A 14,865-nucleotide genomic window follows, 5' to 3' on the forward strand; every position below is an offset into this window, starting at 1 on the left:
AATCAGGCGAAGGAAGGTTTCTCCTAACATTTGTCATGAGAAAGATCTTTATTATACATATGCAAAAAGGAGCGGTTTGGCTTCTGTCTAAATGCGAGAGGAGAGGGTGAAAAAGGATAATTCAGGTTTGGCTAAAAATCGAAGTGGCAGTCTTGTTGTCCCAAGTCCGCGGTTGACATAGATTCGGTGCTGATAACTTCCATATAAACCTTCCACATATGTATGGCCGTAAGGTGCTGTGAGAATGGGGCCATAAAAAGGAAGCTGCACCTGTCCGCCATGGGTATGTCCAGAAAGCTGCAAGTTAATGGGAGTTGTATTTAACTCCAATGCTGCATCAGGCTCATGTACGAGCAGTAACGTAAATAAATCAGAGGATACTTCCCGCTTAATCAGGTCATAATCCGGCACACTCATCATCAGGTCATCCAATGTAGCAATCTGAATATGCGCCCCTTCTTTTTCTAATTGAAACACAGCATTTTTACATATTGTAAAACCGCAAGCTTTCATCGTTTTCTCATAAAGATCAACGCCAAATGGTCCGTAGTCATGATTTCCGCATATCGCGAGCTTACCAAACGGGGCATGGAGCTTGGTCAAATATGCTTTCGCTTTTTCATGCTCTTCAATCGATGCTTGAAAATCAACGAGGTCACCTGTGAACACAATGAGGTCTGGAGACTCAGCGTTGATTTGCTGGACGACGGATTCTAATTCTTTCGCAGGAAATGTATCACTTAAATGAACATCACTAAATTGAGCGATTTTAAACTGGTCAAATGAAGCTGGAAGTTGAGCATCCTGAATGGTCAGTGACACGGTATCGATCATGCGTGGTTCGATGTATCTGGCATATCCGTATCCACATGTTGTAGCTAAAAAACCGAGAATGCTCGCGCCAGCTGCTCCTTTTAAAAACTGTCTCCGAGAAAGTTGCTTCATATAAGACTCCTTTATAAATAAAATTAAGTATAGCATCATATTTGATGAATCTCCCATATGGTGCATCTAGGGTCAATCATGATATGATAGAAAATAATGAATGAATAGTCATTCAAAACCACAGAGGGGGAGAACAAATGACGAAACAAACAGTGATTGTCACAGGGGGATCAAGCGGAATGGGGAAGGCGATGGCTGCCCATTTGGCACACGGAGGCTGGAATGTCGTGATTACTGGAAGAACGGAAGAAACGTTAGAAAAGGCGGCAAATGAAATAAAGCAGAATGGCGGCTCGATCGCTTACTTCCAAATGGATGTGCGAAATCCAGAGGATGCCGATCAAATGGTCAAGTTTGCGGTAGATACATTTGGTGATGTGGACGCTCTGATTAACAATGCTGCAGGAAACTTTTTGGTTCCAGCAGAAAAACTGTCTCCTAACGGCTGGAAGGCTGTCATTGATATTGTATTAAATGGAACATTTTTTTGCAGTCATGCAGTGGGCAATTACTGGATTCGTCAAAAGAAAAGGGGAAGTATGATCAATATGGTGGCTACCTATGCATGGGGTGCTGGTGTAGGTGTGGCGCATTCAGCGGCAGCAAAGGCAGGTGTTTTATCTCTGACTCGAACGCTTGCAGTGGAGTGGGGAAAGCAATATCGAATTCGCGTCAATGCCATCGCACCAGGACCAATCGAGAGAACAGGCGGTGCGGATAAACTGTGGGAATCGGAAGAGGCAGCGCAAAGAACATTAGATAGTGTTCCTCTTGGCAGACTGGGTACACCAGAGGAAATTGCAGAGCTTGCGAGCTTTTTATTATCTGAGCAAGCTTCATATATAAATGGAGATTGTATCACAATGGATGGGGGTCAATGGCTTAACCAATCCCCATTTTGAATGACGATGTAAGACCTGCTTTTGATGTGTTATAATCACACAAAGAGAGAAGCAGGTGATGAAAATGGTCGATCCATTGGATATTTTAACGAATATTGAAGATGTTTTCCCGCACTATCAAGCCATATTCAGTGCGGAAGAGCAAAAAGTGATAGGCTATGAAATTTTAGGAAGAATGAAGCTTGAGTCTGAAACAGTTAGCCTAGGCTCCTTCTTTACGGATTCATCTATTCCTGACGAATATAAAGTGGAAGTAGATCATAAAGTACTGACGCAAGCACTCGATCTTTTCACAACAGCAGATGATGATTTGCTCATTTTTATTAATCATGATGCCAATATCCTGATGCTTGATCATGGTGAAAGCTTTTTAGAACTTTTGAAGGAATATGAAGCAAGGGGCATTCAGCTTAATCGGTTTGTTATCGAATTTACAGAGCATACGTTTAGCGGCGATATTGAACAGCTTTACCATACGTTAACGTATTTTCGTACATATGGTATTAAAATCGCCATATCGAATATCGGAAAAGAAAGCAGCAATCTTGACCGGATTGCCTTGCTCTCACCCGATCTATTAAAAATAGATTTACACGCATTAAGGGCATCGGCTCCTTCTCCTTCCTATGAATATGTCTTGTACAGCATTTCATTGCTTGCGAGAAAAATAGGGGCGGCTTTAATTTATGAAGACATTGAAGCAAATTTCCAACTGCAGTATGCTTGGAGAAATGGCGGCAGATATTTTCAAGGGTTCTATCTTCACGAGCCTGCGGCGGAATTAATCGACCGCAATAAACGAAAAGATCAGCTTCGAGAAGAATTTCAGCAATTTATTGCCCATGAGAAAAAGAAACTTCAAACTGTCTATGAACATTCTGAAACATTTTATAAGCGAATTCATCAAGCGGTCACGACCTTAAAAAAATCATGCAGCACAAATGATGAACTTATACAAAAGCTGGCATTAGAATTAACGGATTGCAGCTTTCGGATTTATATGTGTAATGAAGAAGGCTTTCAAATCACTGGAAATGTGTTTAAAAAAGAAAAAGAATGGCTGTTTCAGCCTGAATATATCGAGAAAAACTGGAGCTGGCGCCCTTATTTCCTAGCGAATATTCTCCAAATGAGAATGAGCGGGAAAGGATTTTTCAGTGATATTTACAGCGATTTAGAAACCGGTGAGAGGATACGTACGTTTTCTTATCCGTTAGAGGGAGACATGTATTTGTTTATAGACCTTCCGTATGCCTATTTATATGAGCAAGATGGATTAATTTAAAAGCAGCCGTTTAGGCTGTTTTTTTAAATAGAAAAAAGAAATAAAAAATGGTTGACAATGAAACTGATAATCATTATCATTTAGTTATAGAGAGAAGCTACTCTCTGTTCCCCAACCCCTCTATCAGATCAAGATCCAAAAAACTTGGCGCTACCCCCGCCAAGTTTTTTTTGTGCTTTTCATCTTCCCCTCATGCATAGGACATCCCAATCCTTCCATACATCTTAAGTGATGATAGTTAGACGGTAGGAGGGAACGTCATGATCAAACGCGACAAGCGGCTGCTGATTGATTTGCCAAGACCAGATCACCCAGATGCAAATGGTGCTGCTGCTGTGCAAGAATTACTCGGCGGAAAATTCGGTGAAATGTCCACATTAAATAATTACATGTTTCAATCCTTTAACTTTAGAGGAAAACGAAAACTCAAACCGTTTTATGACCTCGTATCCAGTATTACGGCTGAAGAATTCGGTCATGTAGAACTTGTGACCACAGCTGTGAATCTTATGATTACAGGGACCACCCATGGCGGAGATCCAGATACGACACCGATGAAAGCGGCTGTCGATAAACGAAATACACAGCATTTTATTCAAACGGCTCAAACAGGCTATCCGTTTGATTCCATGGCAAAACCTTGGACCGGGGAGAATGTGTTCTCAAGCGGCAACCTGATTCTTGACCTCCTTCATAACTTCTTCCTTGAATGCGGAGCTCGTACGCACAAAATGCGCGTATATGAAATGACAGATCATCCTACAGCAAGAGAGATGATCGGTTATTTACTTGTGCGAGGCGGTGTGCATGTTGTGGCATATGCAAAGGCGCTTGAGGTAGCCACAGGAGTAGATGTAGGAAAGATGCTGCCGATCCCAAACCTCGACAACAAATACTTTGATTCAGCGAGGAAATTTGAAGACCAAAATGTTCATACAAAACTGTACACATTTAGTGATACGGATTACAAGGACATTAATAAGATTTGGAAAGGCAGCCATCCGATTGATGGAAAGCCGCTCACAGTGATTGAGGGTACGCCTCAAGGAGCACCTGTGCCAGATTATAGAGAATTACCGGAAGAGTTTGCCCCAGGCATTTCCAAAGAGGATTTTGACGAAATTGCCAAACGGCTGATGAGATCTGCGGGTTTATAAAAAACATGGTGCATGAGATCAGAAAAAAGACTCAAACTAAAAAAACAGATTCTTTTTCTTTTTTTGAATTCAAGAGGAAAAATATCATCTGAGAACACTTTATGGTATGATGCTTTGTAGGACTTGTGTATAATCAATACGGGTTCATCTTGAGTTGTTTTTTTGAAAGGAGTCTTTTTTTAGAATGTCACAATTAATGGGTATCATTACAAGGCTGCAAAGTCTTCAAGAGACAGCAGAAGCTGCAAACGAACCGGCACAGCGTTATTTCGAAGTGAACGGTGAGAAAATCTGTAGTGTTAAGTATTTCGAAAAGAATCAAACGTTTGAATTGACTGTTTTTCAACAAGGGGATAAGCCAAATACTTTCCCATTTGACAACATTGATATGATTTCGATTGAGATTTTTGAGCTTCTACAATCCTAAGCTGAATCGTATGAAATGTTTTTTCTAAGGATTCCTTCGTTTATTTGCGGCAACATACATGTGTCATTATTGGCGGTGTACAAATGGAAGATGATCAATCAGCGCATATTTCGGATAAGAGACCATTAAAAAGGAGTTCCTTTCTGTGAGTGATTCTTTTTACTACAATCTTTCTGAAGATTATTTAGCGTTTTCTGATGTCGTCATGAGAATGAAAGACTTTATTCGAAAAGACCCTAGATCCGCCTATGTGTTATCAATTGGTACGGACTCTCAGGTCAATCAAAATGTCACAAGATTTATGACTGCAATTCATCTCCACCGGATTGGCAAAGGGGCTTGGGGCTGCCTCACACAACAAGTGATCAGCAGGCCTGTGCAAAGTCTTAGAGAAAAAATTTCATTAGAGACAGCGTTTAGCCAAAAGGTATGTGCAGACATCCTTGAGGGACCTTTAACAGAACTGATGGATTTGCTTCTTCCGTTTGCTGAGGAAGGGGCAGACCTCCGTTTTGAAGCCCATCTAGATATTGGCAAAAAAGGAAGTACGAAAGAGCTGATCCAGGAAATGACCGGAATGATCACAGCTATGGGAATTGAAGCTAAAATAAAACCCGACTCATACGCAGCATTTTGCTATGCCAATCGATACACAAAATAAATTCCGTCATTTTTCTCCAAACCTTGTCGAAACGTGCGGTTGACGATTCGATTCTAGTTCCTTATTCTAGCTGTATAGAGAGGAAGCAGACATTCAAAAGCCTGCTAATCAATATAAAAGCATATATGAAACAGGGGGCCTGATGTTGGATGAGCGTCATCGAAAATCGTTTTAATGAAGAAGAGAAAAAGCTATTATTAAACGTATTGCTGAATCAGGAATATGCTGTCGAATTACTAAGCAGTGAGATCAATGATATAGAATGTGGAACAAAAAATGTCGATGACAATACGTATAAGCAATTGATCACATTGTATGACAGAGTAAGGTTTGAGAATTAATATTGATTTAACATTCTATTAGATACTCGGGAGCTGAGTATCTTTTTTATGCAGAAAAAATCTTTCGACAAATTTCGTTTTAGTTTATGCTTAATGGTAAAGGGGAATGTATGATTGATGATCGAGAGAAAAGGGGTCGAAGAAACATGATAGAGATAGAACCAACTCAATTGCTTGAGTCAACAATAGCCGAGCATATGATTGATGCAGATAAAGTGGCACATGTTCAAATTGGAAATAACCTTGAGCATGCCTTATTGGTCCTAACAAAAACAGGATATACAGCCATCCCGGTTTTAGATCCTTCTTATCATCTGCATGGGTTAATTGGAACGAATATGATCATGGATAAGATCTTTGGTTTAGAACGAATTGAATTCGAAAAGCTGGACCAACTGAAGGTAGAAGAGGTCATGCTGACTGATATTCCAAGACTTAAAACAACGGACCCTGTGCTAAAAGGCGTTCACGCTGTGACGAATAATGGATTTGTTTGTGTAGAAAATGAGGAGCAAGTCTTTGAAGGAATATTTACACGACGTGTTGTATTAAAGCGCTTAAATGAAGTGATTCATGCCGCGAAAAAATGAGCTGAAGCCCAGCTTATTTTTTTTGCCTTCATAAGCTATAATTTATATAATGACCATATGGAATAAGAAAATCTTATAGAGAGAAAGGGGACGCCCATGCAGCTTCAGGAGTTACATATGCTTGTTGTGCTTAGTGAAGAATTGAATATGAGAAAGGCTTCGGAGCGGCTCTTTGTCTCTCAGCCTGCTTTATCCCAAAGATTGCAGACGATCGAAAAAGAGTGGGGAACCAAAATCTTTTTTCGTTCTCAGAAAGGGCTCACCGTGACTTCGGCAGGTGAACAGATCATTCAATTTGCAAAAGAGGTGACGGTTGAGCAAGATCGAGTGAGAGAACGAATCGATGAACTTGAAGGGGAAATTCACGGTACACTAAAGCTTGCGGTTGCATCCATTATTGGACAGCACTGGCTGCCGAAAGTGTTAAAGCGGTATGTCGAAAAATACCCAAATGCGAAGGTATCACTTGTGACCGGCTGGAGTAGTGAAATGCTCAAAAGCTTATACGAGGACCACGTGCACATTGGGATTATTCGCGGAAACCCTGATTGGAAGGGAACAAAGGAATATTTGATGACAGATCATTTATATTTAGTCGATTCTGTCATCAAAGACGTGGACGAGTTAATCGAGACAGAACGCCCGTTTATTCAATTTAAAAGCGACAGCACGTATTATCAGGAAATCCAGCACTGGTGGCACCAAAAATTTAAAGTGTCTCCAAAGCAGACGATTCTAGTGGACCAGATTGAGACATGTAAACAAATGGCCTACCACGGCATCGGCTACGCCATTTTGCCTTCAGTCACCTTATATGACCACGAAAAAAGTGTTCATAAAACACCGCTTGTTGACGTGAATGGAGAGCAAATCGGACGTGACACATGGCTGCTAGGCTATGAAGCTTCTTTTCAATTAAAACAGGTGCAAGCATTTGTCGGTGTGGTCAAAGAAATGCTTGAAAGTGATGCGGTGTAAGTACCTTCTTGGAAGAGGAAGGTGCTTTTTTTATGAAATCATTTGACAATGAAAATCATTATCATTTAAAGTGTACATATAATAATTGAAAATGATTATCATTTAGATGAGGTGACCGATAGATGAAAGCACTAATTGCATTTGCGAGTATGTCTGGTAATACAGAAGATATGGCAGCGATCATAAAGCAAACACTAGAAGGAAAAGGGATCGATACGAAGATGATGGAATTTGATGATACAAGCGCAGAGGACCTTTCTTCATACGATTATGTGTTCATCGGTTCTTATACATGGGGTGATGGTGATTTACCTTATGAAGCTGAGGACTTTTATGAAGAGGTCTCTACGCTTGAACTAAGTGATATCAAAGCAGCTGTGTTCGGATCTGGAGATTACAGCTACCCGAAGTTTTGTGAGGCTGTCCATACATTTCATAACATGCTCAAATCAACCGGGGCATCCGTATTTCCTGAGACATTGAAAATGGAGCTTGCGCCAGATACAGATGAGGATGTGGCGTGCTGTCAGGAATTTGCCATGAGCTTCTTAACTTGGGCCACTTTGTCTGAGAAACGAGTTGAAAATCATGTTTCATAAAGGAGCGACAGCTGTTGCTGCTTCTAAAAATGGTGGATACTTTGTCGCTGTAAAACGTGAAGGTATTTTTCACTACAGTGTGGAGAGCGGGTGGCAGCAGCTCTTTAAGCTCAAGCATAAAATTCATGCCATCAGCTATATCGGACCTTATTTATTCGGTGTTGGTGAAAATGGCACAGTGATTAGATCAGGAGATGAAGGCAATACATGGGCGCTATCATCATTTCCAACAAATGCAGTCGTTTGGTCTATTACAGGACGCAAAGACGGGTTTGTGTGTGCACATGGAAAACATAGTATTTATGTGTCAAATGATTTCGGGATTTCCTGGGAAATTATGAAGCCATTTGCTCATGTGAACCACCCGCCTGTTATTCGTTCTTTATGTGCTGGAGGTGATCACCTTTATATTGGAACACAGATTCATGAGGTTCACGGAGGAATATGGATGTATGACTTGGAGAGTGAGCAGGTTTTCCTCCTAAACAGAGAGGAGCACCGAATGACAGCTTCTATGCTGCTCTGTCAGGAACATCTTCTTGTTTGCGCATTAGGATCAAAAAAAGGAAAAAAGGGGTCTGTTCAAATTTTAGATTTACATACAAATATGCTGCATGATATTCAATCACAGGCCTTTGCTAGAGAGGAATCATTTTTGGATGTGTCAGAGGATAATGGCATTGTATATGTGACCACCTCACAAGACGAACACGGATTTTCTAAAGTGTATCAGCTTGATATTGAGCAAAAAGAGCTCAAATGGTTTGATACGATAAAAGGACACGGTTTTCGTGTAGCCAATCAAAATGAAAACTTTTTCTGTGCTGGTTTATATGAAAGCAAGTTTGTGAGGCCATATGAGGAGCCGGCATTGATTCATTGATAAGGAGGAAGAAAAAGTGACAGAAAAGGTTTTATTGGTGTATGCCACGATGTCTGGGAATACAGAAGCGATGGCAGATTTAATTGAAAAAGGAATAACAGAAGCGGGAGCTAGCGTGGACCGGCATGAAGCGATGGATATTGATGCAGAGCTTCTCAATGATTACACGCACATTATGTTAGGTGCGTACACATGGGGAGATGGTGACCTTCCTGATGATTTTATTGATTTATATGAAGAAATGGAAGAGCTTGATTTAACGGGAAAAGCATTTGCTGTATTCGGTTCTGGGGATACATCTTATGAGCATTTTTGCGGAGCTGTTGACCTAATCGAAGAAAAAGTGAAGGAACTTGGCGGTGACATTGTCTTGCCATCAGTCAAGATTGAGCTGAATCCAGAAGGAGAAGAAGAAGAGAAATTGATTTCTTTTGGCAAACAATTTGTTCATCTTCACCATCAGGAAGCGGGGTAATCGGTCCCGCTTGTTTTATTTTCCATTGAAGAGTCAACTCTTTCACTTGTCATTAAAACTCTCCTTTGGTACAGTAATGAAGTATAAATTAAGAGGAGGACATACATACATGAAACAAATGGACGCTAATGAAATTATTTCATTTATTCAAAATAGTACAAAATCAACACCTGTGAAAGTCTACATCAAAGGTGATTTAGAAGGTATTAAATTTGGTGAACATGCAAAAACGTTCATCACAGGAAACACTGGAGTTGTTTTCGGTGAGTGGAGCGAAATCCAAGAAGCGCTGGAAACGAACAAAGACAAAATTGAAGATGTTGTCGTGGAAAATGACCGCCGCAACTCTGCAATCCCGATGTTAGATTTAAAGAACATTAAAGCACGTATTGAGCCAGGTGCTATCATTCGTGACCAAGTAGAAATCGGTGATAATGCAGTCATCATGATGGGAGCTTCTATTAATATCGGTTCTGTGATCGGTGAAGGTACGATGATTGACATGAACGTGGTGCTTGGTGGCCGTGCAACAGTAGGTAAGAACTGTCATATCGGTGCTGGGTCTGTTCTTGCAGGTGTCATTGAGCCGCCGTCTGCTAAACCAGTTGTTGTAGAAGATGATGTTGTCATCGGTGCGAACGCTGTAGTTCTAGAAGGTGTGACAATTGGTAAAGGTGCAGTCGTAGCAGCTGGTGCGATCGTTGTGAACGATGTGGAGCCTTACACAGTTGTAGCAGGTACACCTGCAAAGAAAATCAAAGACATTGATGAAAAAACAAAAGGTAAAACGGAAATCAAACAAGAACTGCGTCAGCTTTAATTCACATAATTCGCAGTTGAAGACATAGACGTGGATGATATATATCCACGTCTTATTCGTATAGAGGAAAGGAAGCGAGTTCACTTGTTAAATCGTGAGCAATTAATATCCATTCGAAGAGATTTACACCAAATCCCTGAGCTTGGTTTTAAGGAATTCAAAACACAAGCGTATCTCATCAAGCATCTTGGTGCTTATTCAAAAGATCGAGTTGAGATGGAAACGTGGCGCACTGGACTTTTTGTCAAAGTAAAGGGAACAAATCCTGAGCGCGTTTTTGCTTATCGTGCAGATATGGACGGCCTCTCTATTCCTGAGGAGACAGGGTATCCATTTCAATCAGTACATGAAGGGAACATGCACGCATGTGGACATGACCTTCATATGACCATCGCACTTGGAATCATTGATCATTTCGTTCATGAGCCAATCAAAGAAGATCTATTATTTATTTTCCAGCCGGCAGAAGAAGGTCCAGGCGGAGCTGAACCGATGCTTACAAGCGATGTGCTGAAAAAGTGGACGCCAGACTTTATTACAGCGCTGCATATTGCACCTGAATATCCTGTCGGAACGATAGCCACAAAAACAGGGCTGTTATTTGCTAATACGAGTGAGCTTGTGATTGATCTTGAAGGAAAAGGCGGACACGCTGCTTACCCTCATTTAGCGAATGATATGGTTGTGGCTGCGAGTGCACTTGTAGGTCAGCTGCAATCGGTTATTTCTCGTAATGTGGATCCTCTTGATAGTGCGGTCATTACGATTGGCACAATTACCGGCGGAACGGCTCAAAATATCATTGCCCAGCATGCAAAGCTTGACGGCACTATTCGTACACTTTCACCAGAGTCTATGGATAAGGTGAGAAAGCGAATTGAAGCACTAGCAAAAGGGATTGAAATTGGCTACGAATGCAAGGCAACCGTGCGATACCCTTCATCTTATTACGAAGTGGACAATTCAAAGGATCTGACAGAGGAATTTATGTCATATGTTGCCGGAGAAGGGCTTGCGAATGTGGTTGAATGCAGAGAAGCCATGACAGGAGAAGACTTTGGCTACATGTTGAAAAAATACCCTGGATTCATGTTTTGGTTAGGGGTCGATTCAGAATATGGCCTGCATCATGCAAAACTCATGCCTGATGAAAAAGCGATAGAAACAGCTGTAAACGTTATGACAGCTTATTTCAAAAAGCAAGCAGGTGAATGAATAATCAAGCTGCCTCCTGTACACCTTATGAACAGGAGGTGTTCTTGATTATGACAAGAATTGGTGTAGAACCATCTTTATCCGATGTAGAAGAACTACTGAAGCAAAAAGGGTATGACGTTGTACGCATTCAAAATGAGCAGCAAATGGATCAGTGTGACTGCTATGTGGTCACAGGGCTAGATTCAAATGTTCTTGGCATTTCAGACACAACGACAAAAGCATCTGTGATTACTGCGTCAGGTATGACGGCTGATGAAATTTGTCAAGAAGTAGAACAGCGTGTTCAATAAAACAAACAAGAAAAAGAACCGGTAGATTATAATCCTGGTTCTTTTTGCTCTTTTTCTATATCGAGTACTTCTTTCATTTTTTTGCGCAAGATTCGTTCTACCCGCCATTGCTCCATTGTTTCGGTTTTAGCTATGATGCGCAGTACGAGTGAAGAGGAGCCGAACGCCTCCACGCCGACAACTTGAGGTCCTTCGATAATTTGAGGGATTTCTTCCCGTACCTCATCACACGCAGCTTGAAGGGCTGTGATCATTTGATCCACATTCTCTTCTGGAGATAACTCGATATCAACGAGTGCCTGCATCGTCCCTCTTGAATGGTTGCTCACGTTCAATATACTTCGATTTGGGATAAAATGAAGGGTGCCGTCAAAGCTTCGAAGCTGAGTGGTTCTAAGTCCAATTTGTTCTACGATCCCATCAAAGCCAGCAACTGTTATATATTCTCCCACATCGAATTGTTTCTCTAATAATATAAAGAATCCTGTCACAATATCACTCACTAGTCCTTGAGCGCCAAAACCGATCGCAAGCCCCACAACGCCTGCGCCAGCTAGCAAAGCGGTCGGGTTATAATGAAATAAGTCGAGGATCATGACCACTAGAATAAAAATCAATATGTAGGCGAAAATATTTAACGTGAGACTTTGCAGCGTCTGAGCTCTTGATAAAGAGACGTCATGCTTTTCAGAGAATGTGGAATAGGCACGCCTAATCATCTTGTTTCCGATGGCTCTGATGATAAAATAAATCGCAAAAATAACGATTAGTTTTAGCAAAATCATACTGCTATTGAGGATAATGGAAACCCAATCTACTTGTTCAAATGCTTTCATGTTCTTCAAAACCTTTCTATGTATGCTCTAATAGAGAAGCTAATCATTTGTTCCCTTATGCAAGACATGTTAAACTTTTGTTAAGTGGAGCAAGAGATTGTGACAAATCGTTAATTAAATTTATTATTAATTAATATTGACTAAAAACCGCTTAAGTATTATAATTGTAATTGTGAAGTTATTAACTAAATGAGAATTTCAACTTTTGATTCTCATTTTATATACAGCTTAGAAGTCTGTATAAAGATATTATTTTTTGGAGGGATTTACATATGGCAGAGCGTTTTGTAGGAAAACAAGCTCCACGTTTTGAAATGGAAGCAGTACTTGCTAACAAGGAATTTGGTAAAGTGAGTTTAGAGGAAAACATGAAGAATGACAAATGGACAGTTCTTTTCTTCTATCCAATGGATTTCACATTTGTTTGCCCAACTGAAATTACAGCAATGAGCGATCGTTATGATGAGTTCGAAGATTTAGATGCAGAAATCATTGGTGTATCTACAGATACAATCCATACGCATCTTGCTTGGATCAACACAGACCGTAAAGAAAATGGTCTAGGTGAATTGAAATATCCGCTAGCTGCTGACACAAACCACACAGTATCTAGAGAATACGGCGTTTTAATTGAAGAAGAAGGTATTGCACTTCGCGGTCTATTCATTATCAACCCAGAAGGCGAACTTCAATATCAAACAGTATTCCACAACAATATCGGTCGTGATGTAGATGAGACATTACGTGTTCTTCAAGCATTACAAACTGGTGGACTTTGCCCAGCTAACTGGAAGCCTGGTCAAAAAACACTTTAATTGATAGCTGAAGAAACAGGAGGGTCTAACTGATGTTAGACCTTTTTGTTTCGACACATACAATGGATGGAGGCGCTTCAAAATGAAATTACGTCAACCAATGCCAGAACTAACTGGTGCAAAAGAATGGTTAAATGGAGAAGTAACAAAAGAAGATCTAATTGGTGACAAACCAACATTGATTCATTTCTGGTCAGTCAGCTGTCATCTTTGTAAAGAGGCCATGCCTCAAGTCAATCAATTCCGTGATGAATACAAGGATCAACTAAACGTTGTAGCCGTTCATATGCCGCGTTCAGAGGATGACCTAGATCTAGATAAAATCAAAGAGGTTGCGAAAGAGCATGAAATCACGCAGCCAATTTTTGTGGACAGTGATCATCACTTAACAGAAGCCTTTGAAAATGAATATGTACCAGCATATTATGTATTTGATAAAACAGGTGCTCTGCGCCACTTCCAAGCTGGCGGAAGCGGAATGAAAATGCTTGAGAAACGTGTCAATCGAGTGCTTTCTGAGTCTGAAAAGGCTGCAGAATAGGCTTTCCCCCATAAATGGGGGTTTTTTCATGGACAAAAATAGGCGACCTATTGCACGGAATGGACTTTTTATGTACGTGTCCTTCCTAAGAAAAGAGAAATTGAGGGAGTTTATTAAAAAATATTCCTGAAATAAAAAGGTATTAAGACCTATTTACATTTTTGTTTTGAAATGAAAATGTAAAGATTTTAACTTTTTACTATTCAGAACGTTTTTGCACAAAAGAAATTTCAGTTTGGTAAATAACGATGTAAATCAAGTAGTATAAGTGTTTATTCAAATTTTTTACAATATTTTAAAGTTTGTCAAAAGCCTTTAGTGGCAATGAAATGGATGCCGATTGCTCCTCTTTGGCAAAATTTTAGTTGAAAATACCTATCTGATAGCAAACTGTAAAATGATAAAAAAATAGTTGATAAAATTAGTTTTCTAATCTAATATTTACTATAGAATATTTTTTATATGATGAGGGGGAAATCCATTGTTTAATGAGAGGGAAGCGTTACGATTACGATTGGAACAACTAAACGAAGCAGAAGTAAAGGTCATCCGTGAATATCAAATTGAGCGAGATGCGATTTATGCAAAATTAAGAGAATTAGACCGTCAAGGAACAGGTCTAGTGTCAGATACAAAAAAAGAAGTGCGTACAGAAAGAAAGACGGATTCGCTGCCTGTATTAGCTGAACTGGCTGCACAAGAAATGAGAAGCTACCAGCCGCCGGCACAATCACAATCAAATCCTGCATCATCTTTAGGAACAGGACAGCTAAACGGTGTACCTGTAGGTATTCCTGAAGGATCTACTAGACGCAGAAGAGGCACAGCCCGCCCTGGTTCAAAGGCAGCTAAGCTTCGTGAAGCTGCGATTAAAACGTTAAAGCGTCATAATGCGGCGATTAAAAGCTCTGAGCTTCAAAAAGAGATTGAAAAAGAGAGCGGTCTTGAAATTCCAAATATGACAACGTTTATGCAAAGCTTAATTAAAATGTATCCTGAAGTGAAAAAGCCATATCGCGGACAGTATATTTTAGAAGGCGACATTCAAACAGAAGACGAATAAATAAAAAGAAACTGCTGACGTAAAAGCCAGCAGTTTTTT

Annotated in this window: 19 protein-coding genes; 17 read left to right on the forward strand and 2 right to left on the reverse strand. The window is 40.3% G+C overall.

What is annotated here, in order from left to right; translation table 11 throughout:
• Positions 1–87 precede the first annotated feature (87 nt).
• Positions 88–945, reverse strand: coding sequence for a metallophosphoesterase (locus tag MKZ03_RS06520; RefSeq protein ID WP_307499546.1), 858 nt, complete (start codon positions 943–945; stop codon positions 88–90).
• A gap of 137 nt (positions 946–1,082) precedes the next feature.
• Between MKZ03_RS06520 and fadH the strand changes: the two genes are divergently transcribed.
• The 14 genes from fadH to MKZ03_RS06590 all read left to right on the forward strand — a co-directional run bounded on the left by fadH (position 1,083) and on the right by MKZ03_RS06590 (position 11,571).
• On the forward strand, positions 1,083–1,847 hold the full coding sequence (gene fadH, locus MKZ03_RS06525; protein ID WP_034662771.1) for a 2,4-dienoyl-CoA reductase: 765 nt from the start codon (positions 1,083–1,085) through the stop codon (positions 1,845–1,847).
• Positions 1,848–1,911: 64 nt separating this feature from the next.
• Positions 1,912–3,132: an EAL domain-containing protein gene (locus MKZ03_RS06530; protein WP_095285090.1), complete on the forward strand. Its 1,221-nt coding sequence runs from the start codon at positions 1,912–1,914 to the stop codon at positions 3,130–3,132.
• A gap of 260 nt (positions 3,133–3,392) precedes the next feature.
• Positions 3,393–4,289, forward strand: a complete 897-nt coding sequence (locus MKZ03_RS06535; RefSeq protein WP_003210823.1) for a manganese catalase family protein — start codon at positions 3,393–3,395, stop codon at positions 4,287–4,289.
• A 184-nt stretch (positions 4,290–4,473) separates the two neighbouring features.
• Positions 4,474–4,716: a YkuJ family protein gene (locus MKZ03_RS06540; RefSeq protein ID WP_003212254.1), complete on the forward strand. Its 243-nt coding sequence runs from the start codon at positions 4,474–4,476 to the stop codon at positions 4,714–4,716.
• A 145-nt stretch (positions 4,717–4,861) separates the two neighbouring features.
• On the forward strand, positions 4,862–5,377 hold the full coding sequence (locus tag MKZ03_RS06545) for a ribonuclease H-like YkuK family protein (protein WP_034662766.1): 516 nt from the start codon (positions 4,862–4,864) through the stop codon (positions 5,375–5,377).
• Between the two features lie 149 nt (positions 5,378–5,526).
• Positions 5,527–5,718, forward strand: coding sequence for an antirepressor AbbA (gene abbA / locus MKZ03_RS06550; RefSeq protein ID WP_003210802.1), 192 nt, complete (start codon positions 5,527–5,529; stop codon positions 5,716–5,718).
• A gap of 146 nt (positions 5,719–5,864) precedes the next feature.
• Positions 5,865–6,308 carry a cyclic-di-AMP-binding protein CbpB gene (cbpB, locus tag MKZ03_RS06555; protein WP_034663872.1) on the forward strand — a complete coding sequence of 148 codons (444 nt, stop codon included), beginning with the start codon at positions 5,865–5,867 and terminating at the stop codon, positions 6,306–6,308.
• A gap of 96 nt (positions 6,309–6,404) precedes the next feature.
• Positions 6,405–7,286 carry a LysR family transcriptional regulator gene (locus tag MKZ03_RS06560; protein ID WP_003211236.1) on the forward strand — a complete coding sequence of 294 codons (882 nt, stop codon included), beginning with the start codon at positions 6,405–6,407 and terminating at the stop codon, positions 7,284–7,286.
• A gap of 122 nt (positions 7,287–7,408) precedes the next feature.
• Entirely contained in the window at positions 7,409–7,885 is a 477-nt protein-coding gene (locus MKZ03_RS06565) for a flavodoxin (protein ID WP_340972580.1), read from the forward strand.
• Positions 7,875–8,768: a WD40/YVTN/BNR-like repeat-containing protein gene (locus MKZ03_RS06570; protein WP_341031347.1), complete on the forward strand. Its 894-nt coding sequence runs from the start codon at positions 7,875–7,877 to the stop codon at positions 8,766–8,768. Before MKZ03_RS06565 ends, MKZ03_RS06570 begins: the two co-directional genes overlap by 11 nt.
• A gap of 49 nt (positions 8,769–8,817) precedes the next feature.
• Positions 8,818–9,243 (forward strand): flavodoxin, encoded by a 426-nt coding sequence (locus MKZ03_RS06575; protein WP_341032610.1) that lies wholly within the window; start codon positions 8,818–8,820, stop codon positions 9,241–9,243.
• Between the two features lie 109 nt (positions 9,244–9,352).
• Positions 9,353–10,063, forward strand: a complete 711-nt coding sequence (gene dapD, locus MKZ03_RS06580; protein WP_034662753.1) for a 2,3,4,5-tetrahydropyridine-2,6-dicarboxylate N-acetyltransferase — start codon at positions 9,353–9,355, stop codon at positions 10,061–10,063.
• 84 nt (positions 10,064–10,147) lie between these two features.
• Positions 10,148–11,278 (forward strand): N-acetyldiaminopimelate deacetylase, encoded by a 1,131-nt coding sequence (locus tag MKZ03_RS06585; RefSeq protein WP_034662750.1) that lies wholly within the window; start codon positions 10,148–10,150, stop codon positions 11,276–11,278.
• 50 nt (positions 11,279–11,328) lie between these two features.
• The gene (locus tag MKZ03_RS06590) at positions 11,329–11,571 is read left to right on the forward strand and encodes a YkuS family protein (protein WP_003211408.1); all 243 of its coding nucleotides are present in this window, start codon (positions 11,329–11,331) and stop codon (positions 11,569–11,571) included.
• A 26-nt stretch (positions 11,572–11,597) separates the two neighbouring features.
• Here MKZ03_RS06590 and MKZ03_RS06595 read toward each other — a convergent pair whose 3' ends face one another.
• Entirely contained in the window at positions 11,598–12,407 is an 810-nt protein-coding gene (locus MKZ03_RS06595) for a mechanosensitive ion channel family protein (RefSeq protein WP_034662747.1), read from the reverse strand.
• Positions 12,408–12,679: 272 nt separating this feature from the next.
• Here MKZ03_RS06595 and ahpA point away from each other — a divergent pair, with 272 nt between their 5' ends.
• The 3 genes from ahpA to MKZ03_RS06610 all read left to right on the forward strand — a co-directional run bounded on the left by ahpA (position 12,680) and on the right by MKZ03_RS06610 (position 14,826).
• Positions 12,680–13,222: a biofilm-specific peroxidase AhpA gene (ahpA, locus tag MKZ03_RS06600; protein WP_034662744.1), complete on the forward strand. Its 543-nt coding sequence runs from the start codon at positions 12,680–12,682 to the stop codon at positions 13,220–13,222.
• An 82-nt stretch (positions 13,223–13,304) separates the two neighbouring features.
• On the forward strand, positions 13,305–13,763 hold the full coding sequence (locus MKZ03_RS06605; protein WP_034662741.1) for a TlpA family protein disulfide reductase: 459 nt from the start codon (positions 13,305–13,307) through the stop codon (positions 13,761–13,763).
• A gap of 481 nt (positions 13,764–14,244) precedes the next feature.
• Positions 14,245–14,826 carry a Rok-like winged helix domain-containing protein gene (locus MKZ03_RS06610; RefSeq protein WP_034662739.1) on the forward strand — a complete coding sequence of 194 codons (582 nt, stop codon included), beginning with the start codon at positions 14,245–14,247 and terminating at the stop codon, positions 14,824–14,826.
• Positions 14,827–14,865: the final 39 nt, after the last annotated feature.

This window comes from Bacillus sp. FSL R5-0431 (assembly GCF_038002985.1).
Classification (GTDB): domain Bacteria; phylum Bacillota; class Bacilli; order Bacillales; family Bacillaceae; genus Bacillus.

Excerpts from the sequence above, each read along its gene's own strand:
- MKZ03_RS06520 (WP_307499546.1), bottom strand. The coding sequence starts at position 945 with ATGAAGCAACTTTCTCGGAGACAGTTTTTAAAAGGAGCAGCTGGCGCG.
- fadH (WP_034662771.1), top strand. The coding sequence starts at position 1,083 with ATGACGAAACAAACAGTGATTGTCACAGGGGGATCAAGCGGAATGGGG.
- MKZ03_RS06530 (WP_095285090.1), top strand. The coding sequence starts at position 1,912 with ATGGTCGATCCATTGGATATTTTAACGAATATTGAAGATGTTTTCCCG.
- MKZ03_RS06535 (WP_003210823.1), top strand. The coding sequence starts at position 3,393 with ATGATCAAACGCGACAAGCGGCTGCTGATTGATTTGCCAAGACCAGAT.
- MKZ03_RS06540 (WP_003212254.1), top strand. The coding sequence starts at position 4,474 with ATGTCACAATTAATGGGTATCATTACAAGGCTGCAAAGTCTTCAAGAG.
- abbA (WP_003210802.1), top strand. The coding sequence starts at position 5,527 with ATGAGCGTCATCGAAAATCGTTTTAATGAAGAAGAGAAAAAGCTATTA.
- cbpB (WP_034663872.1), top strand. The coding sequence starts at position 5,865 with ATGATAGAGATAGAACCAACTCAATTGCTTGAGTCAACAATAGCCGAG.
- MKZ03_RS06560 (WP_003211236.1), top strand. The coding sequence starts at position 6,405 with ATGCAGCTTCAGGAGTTACATATGCTTGTTGTGCTTAGTGAAGAATTG.
- MKZ03_RS06565 (WP_340972580.1), top strand. The coding sequence starts at position 7,409 with ATGAAAGCACTAATTGCATTTGCGAGTATGTCTGGTAATACAGAAGAT.
- MKZ03_RS06570 (WP_341031347.1), top strand. The coding sequence starts at position 7,875 with ATGTTTCATAAAGGAGCGACAGCTGTTGCTGCTTCTAAAAATGGTGGA.
- MKZ03_RS06575 (WP_341032610.1), top strand. The coding sequence starts at position 8,818 with ATGTCTGGGAATACAGAAGCGATGGCAGATTTAATTGAAAAAGGAATA.
- dapD (WP_034662753.1), top strand. The coding sequence starts at position 9,353 with ATGAAACAAATGGACGCTAATGAAATTATTTCATTTATTCAAAATAGT.
- MKZ03_RS06590 (WP_003211408.1), top strand. The coding sequence starts at position 11,329 with ATGACAAGAATTGGTGTAGAACCATCTTTATCCGATGTAGAAGAACTA.
- MKZ03_RS06595 (WP_034662747.1), bottom strand. The coding sequence starts at position 12,407 with ATGAAAGCATTTGAACAAGTAGATTGGGTTTCCATTATCCTCAATAGC.
- ahpA (WP_034662744.1), top strand. The coding sequence starts at position 12,680 with ATGGCAGAGCGTTTTGTAGGAAAACAAGCTCCACGTTTTGAAATGGAA.
- MKZ03_RS06605 (WP_034662741.1), top strand. The coding sequence starts at position 13,305 with ATGAAATTACGTCAACCAATGCCAGAACTAACTGGTGCAAAAGAATGG.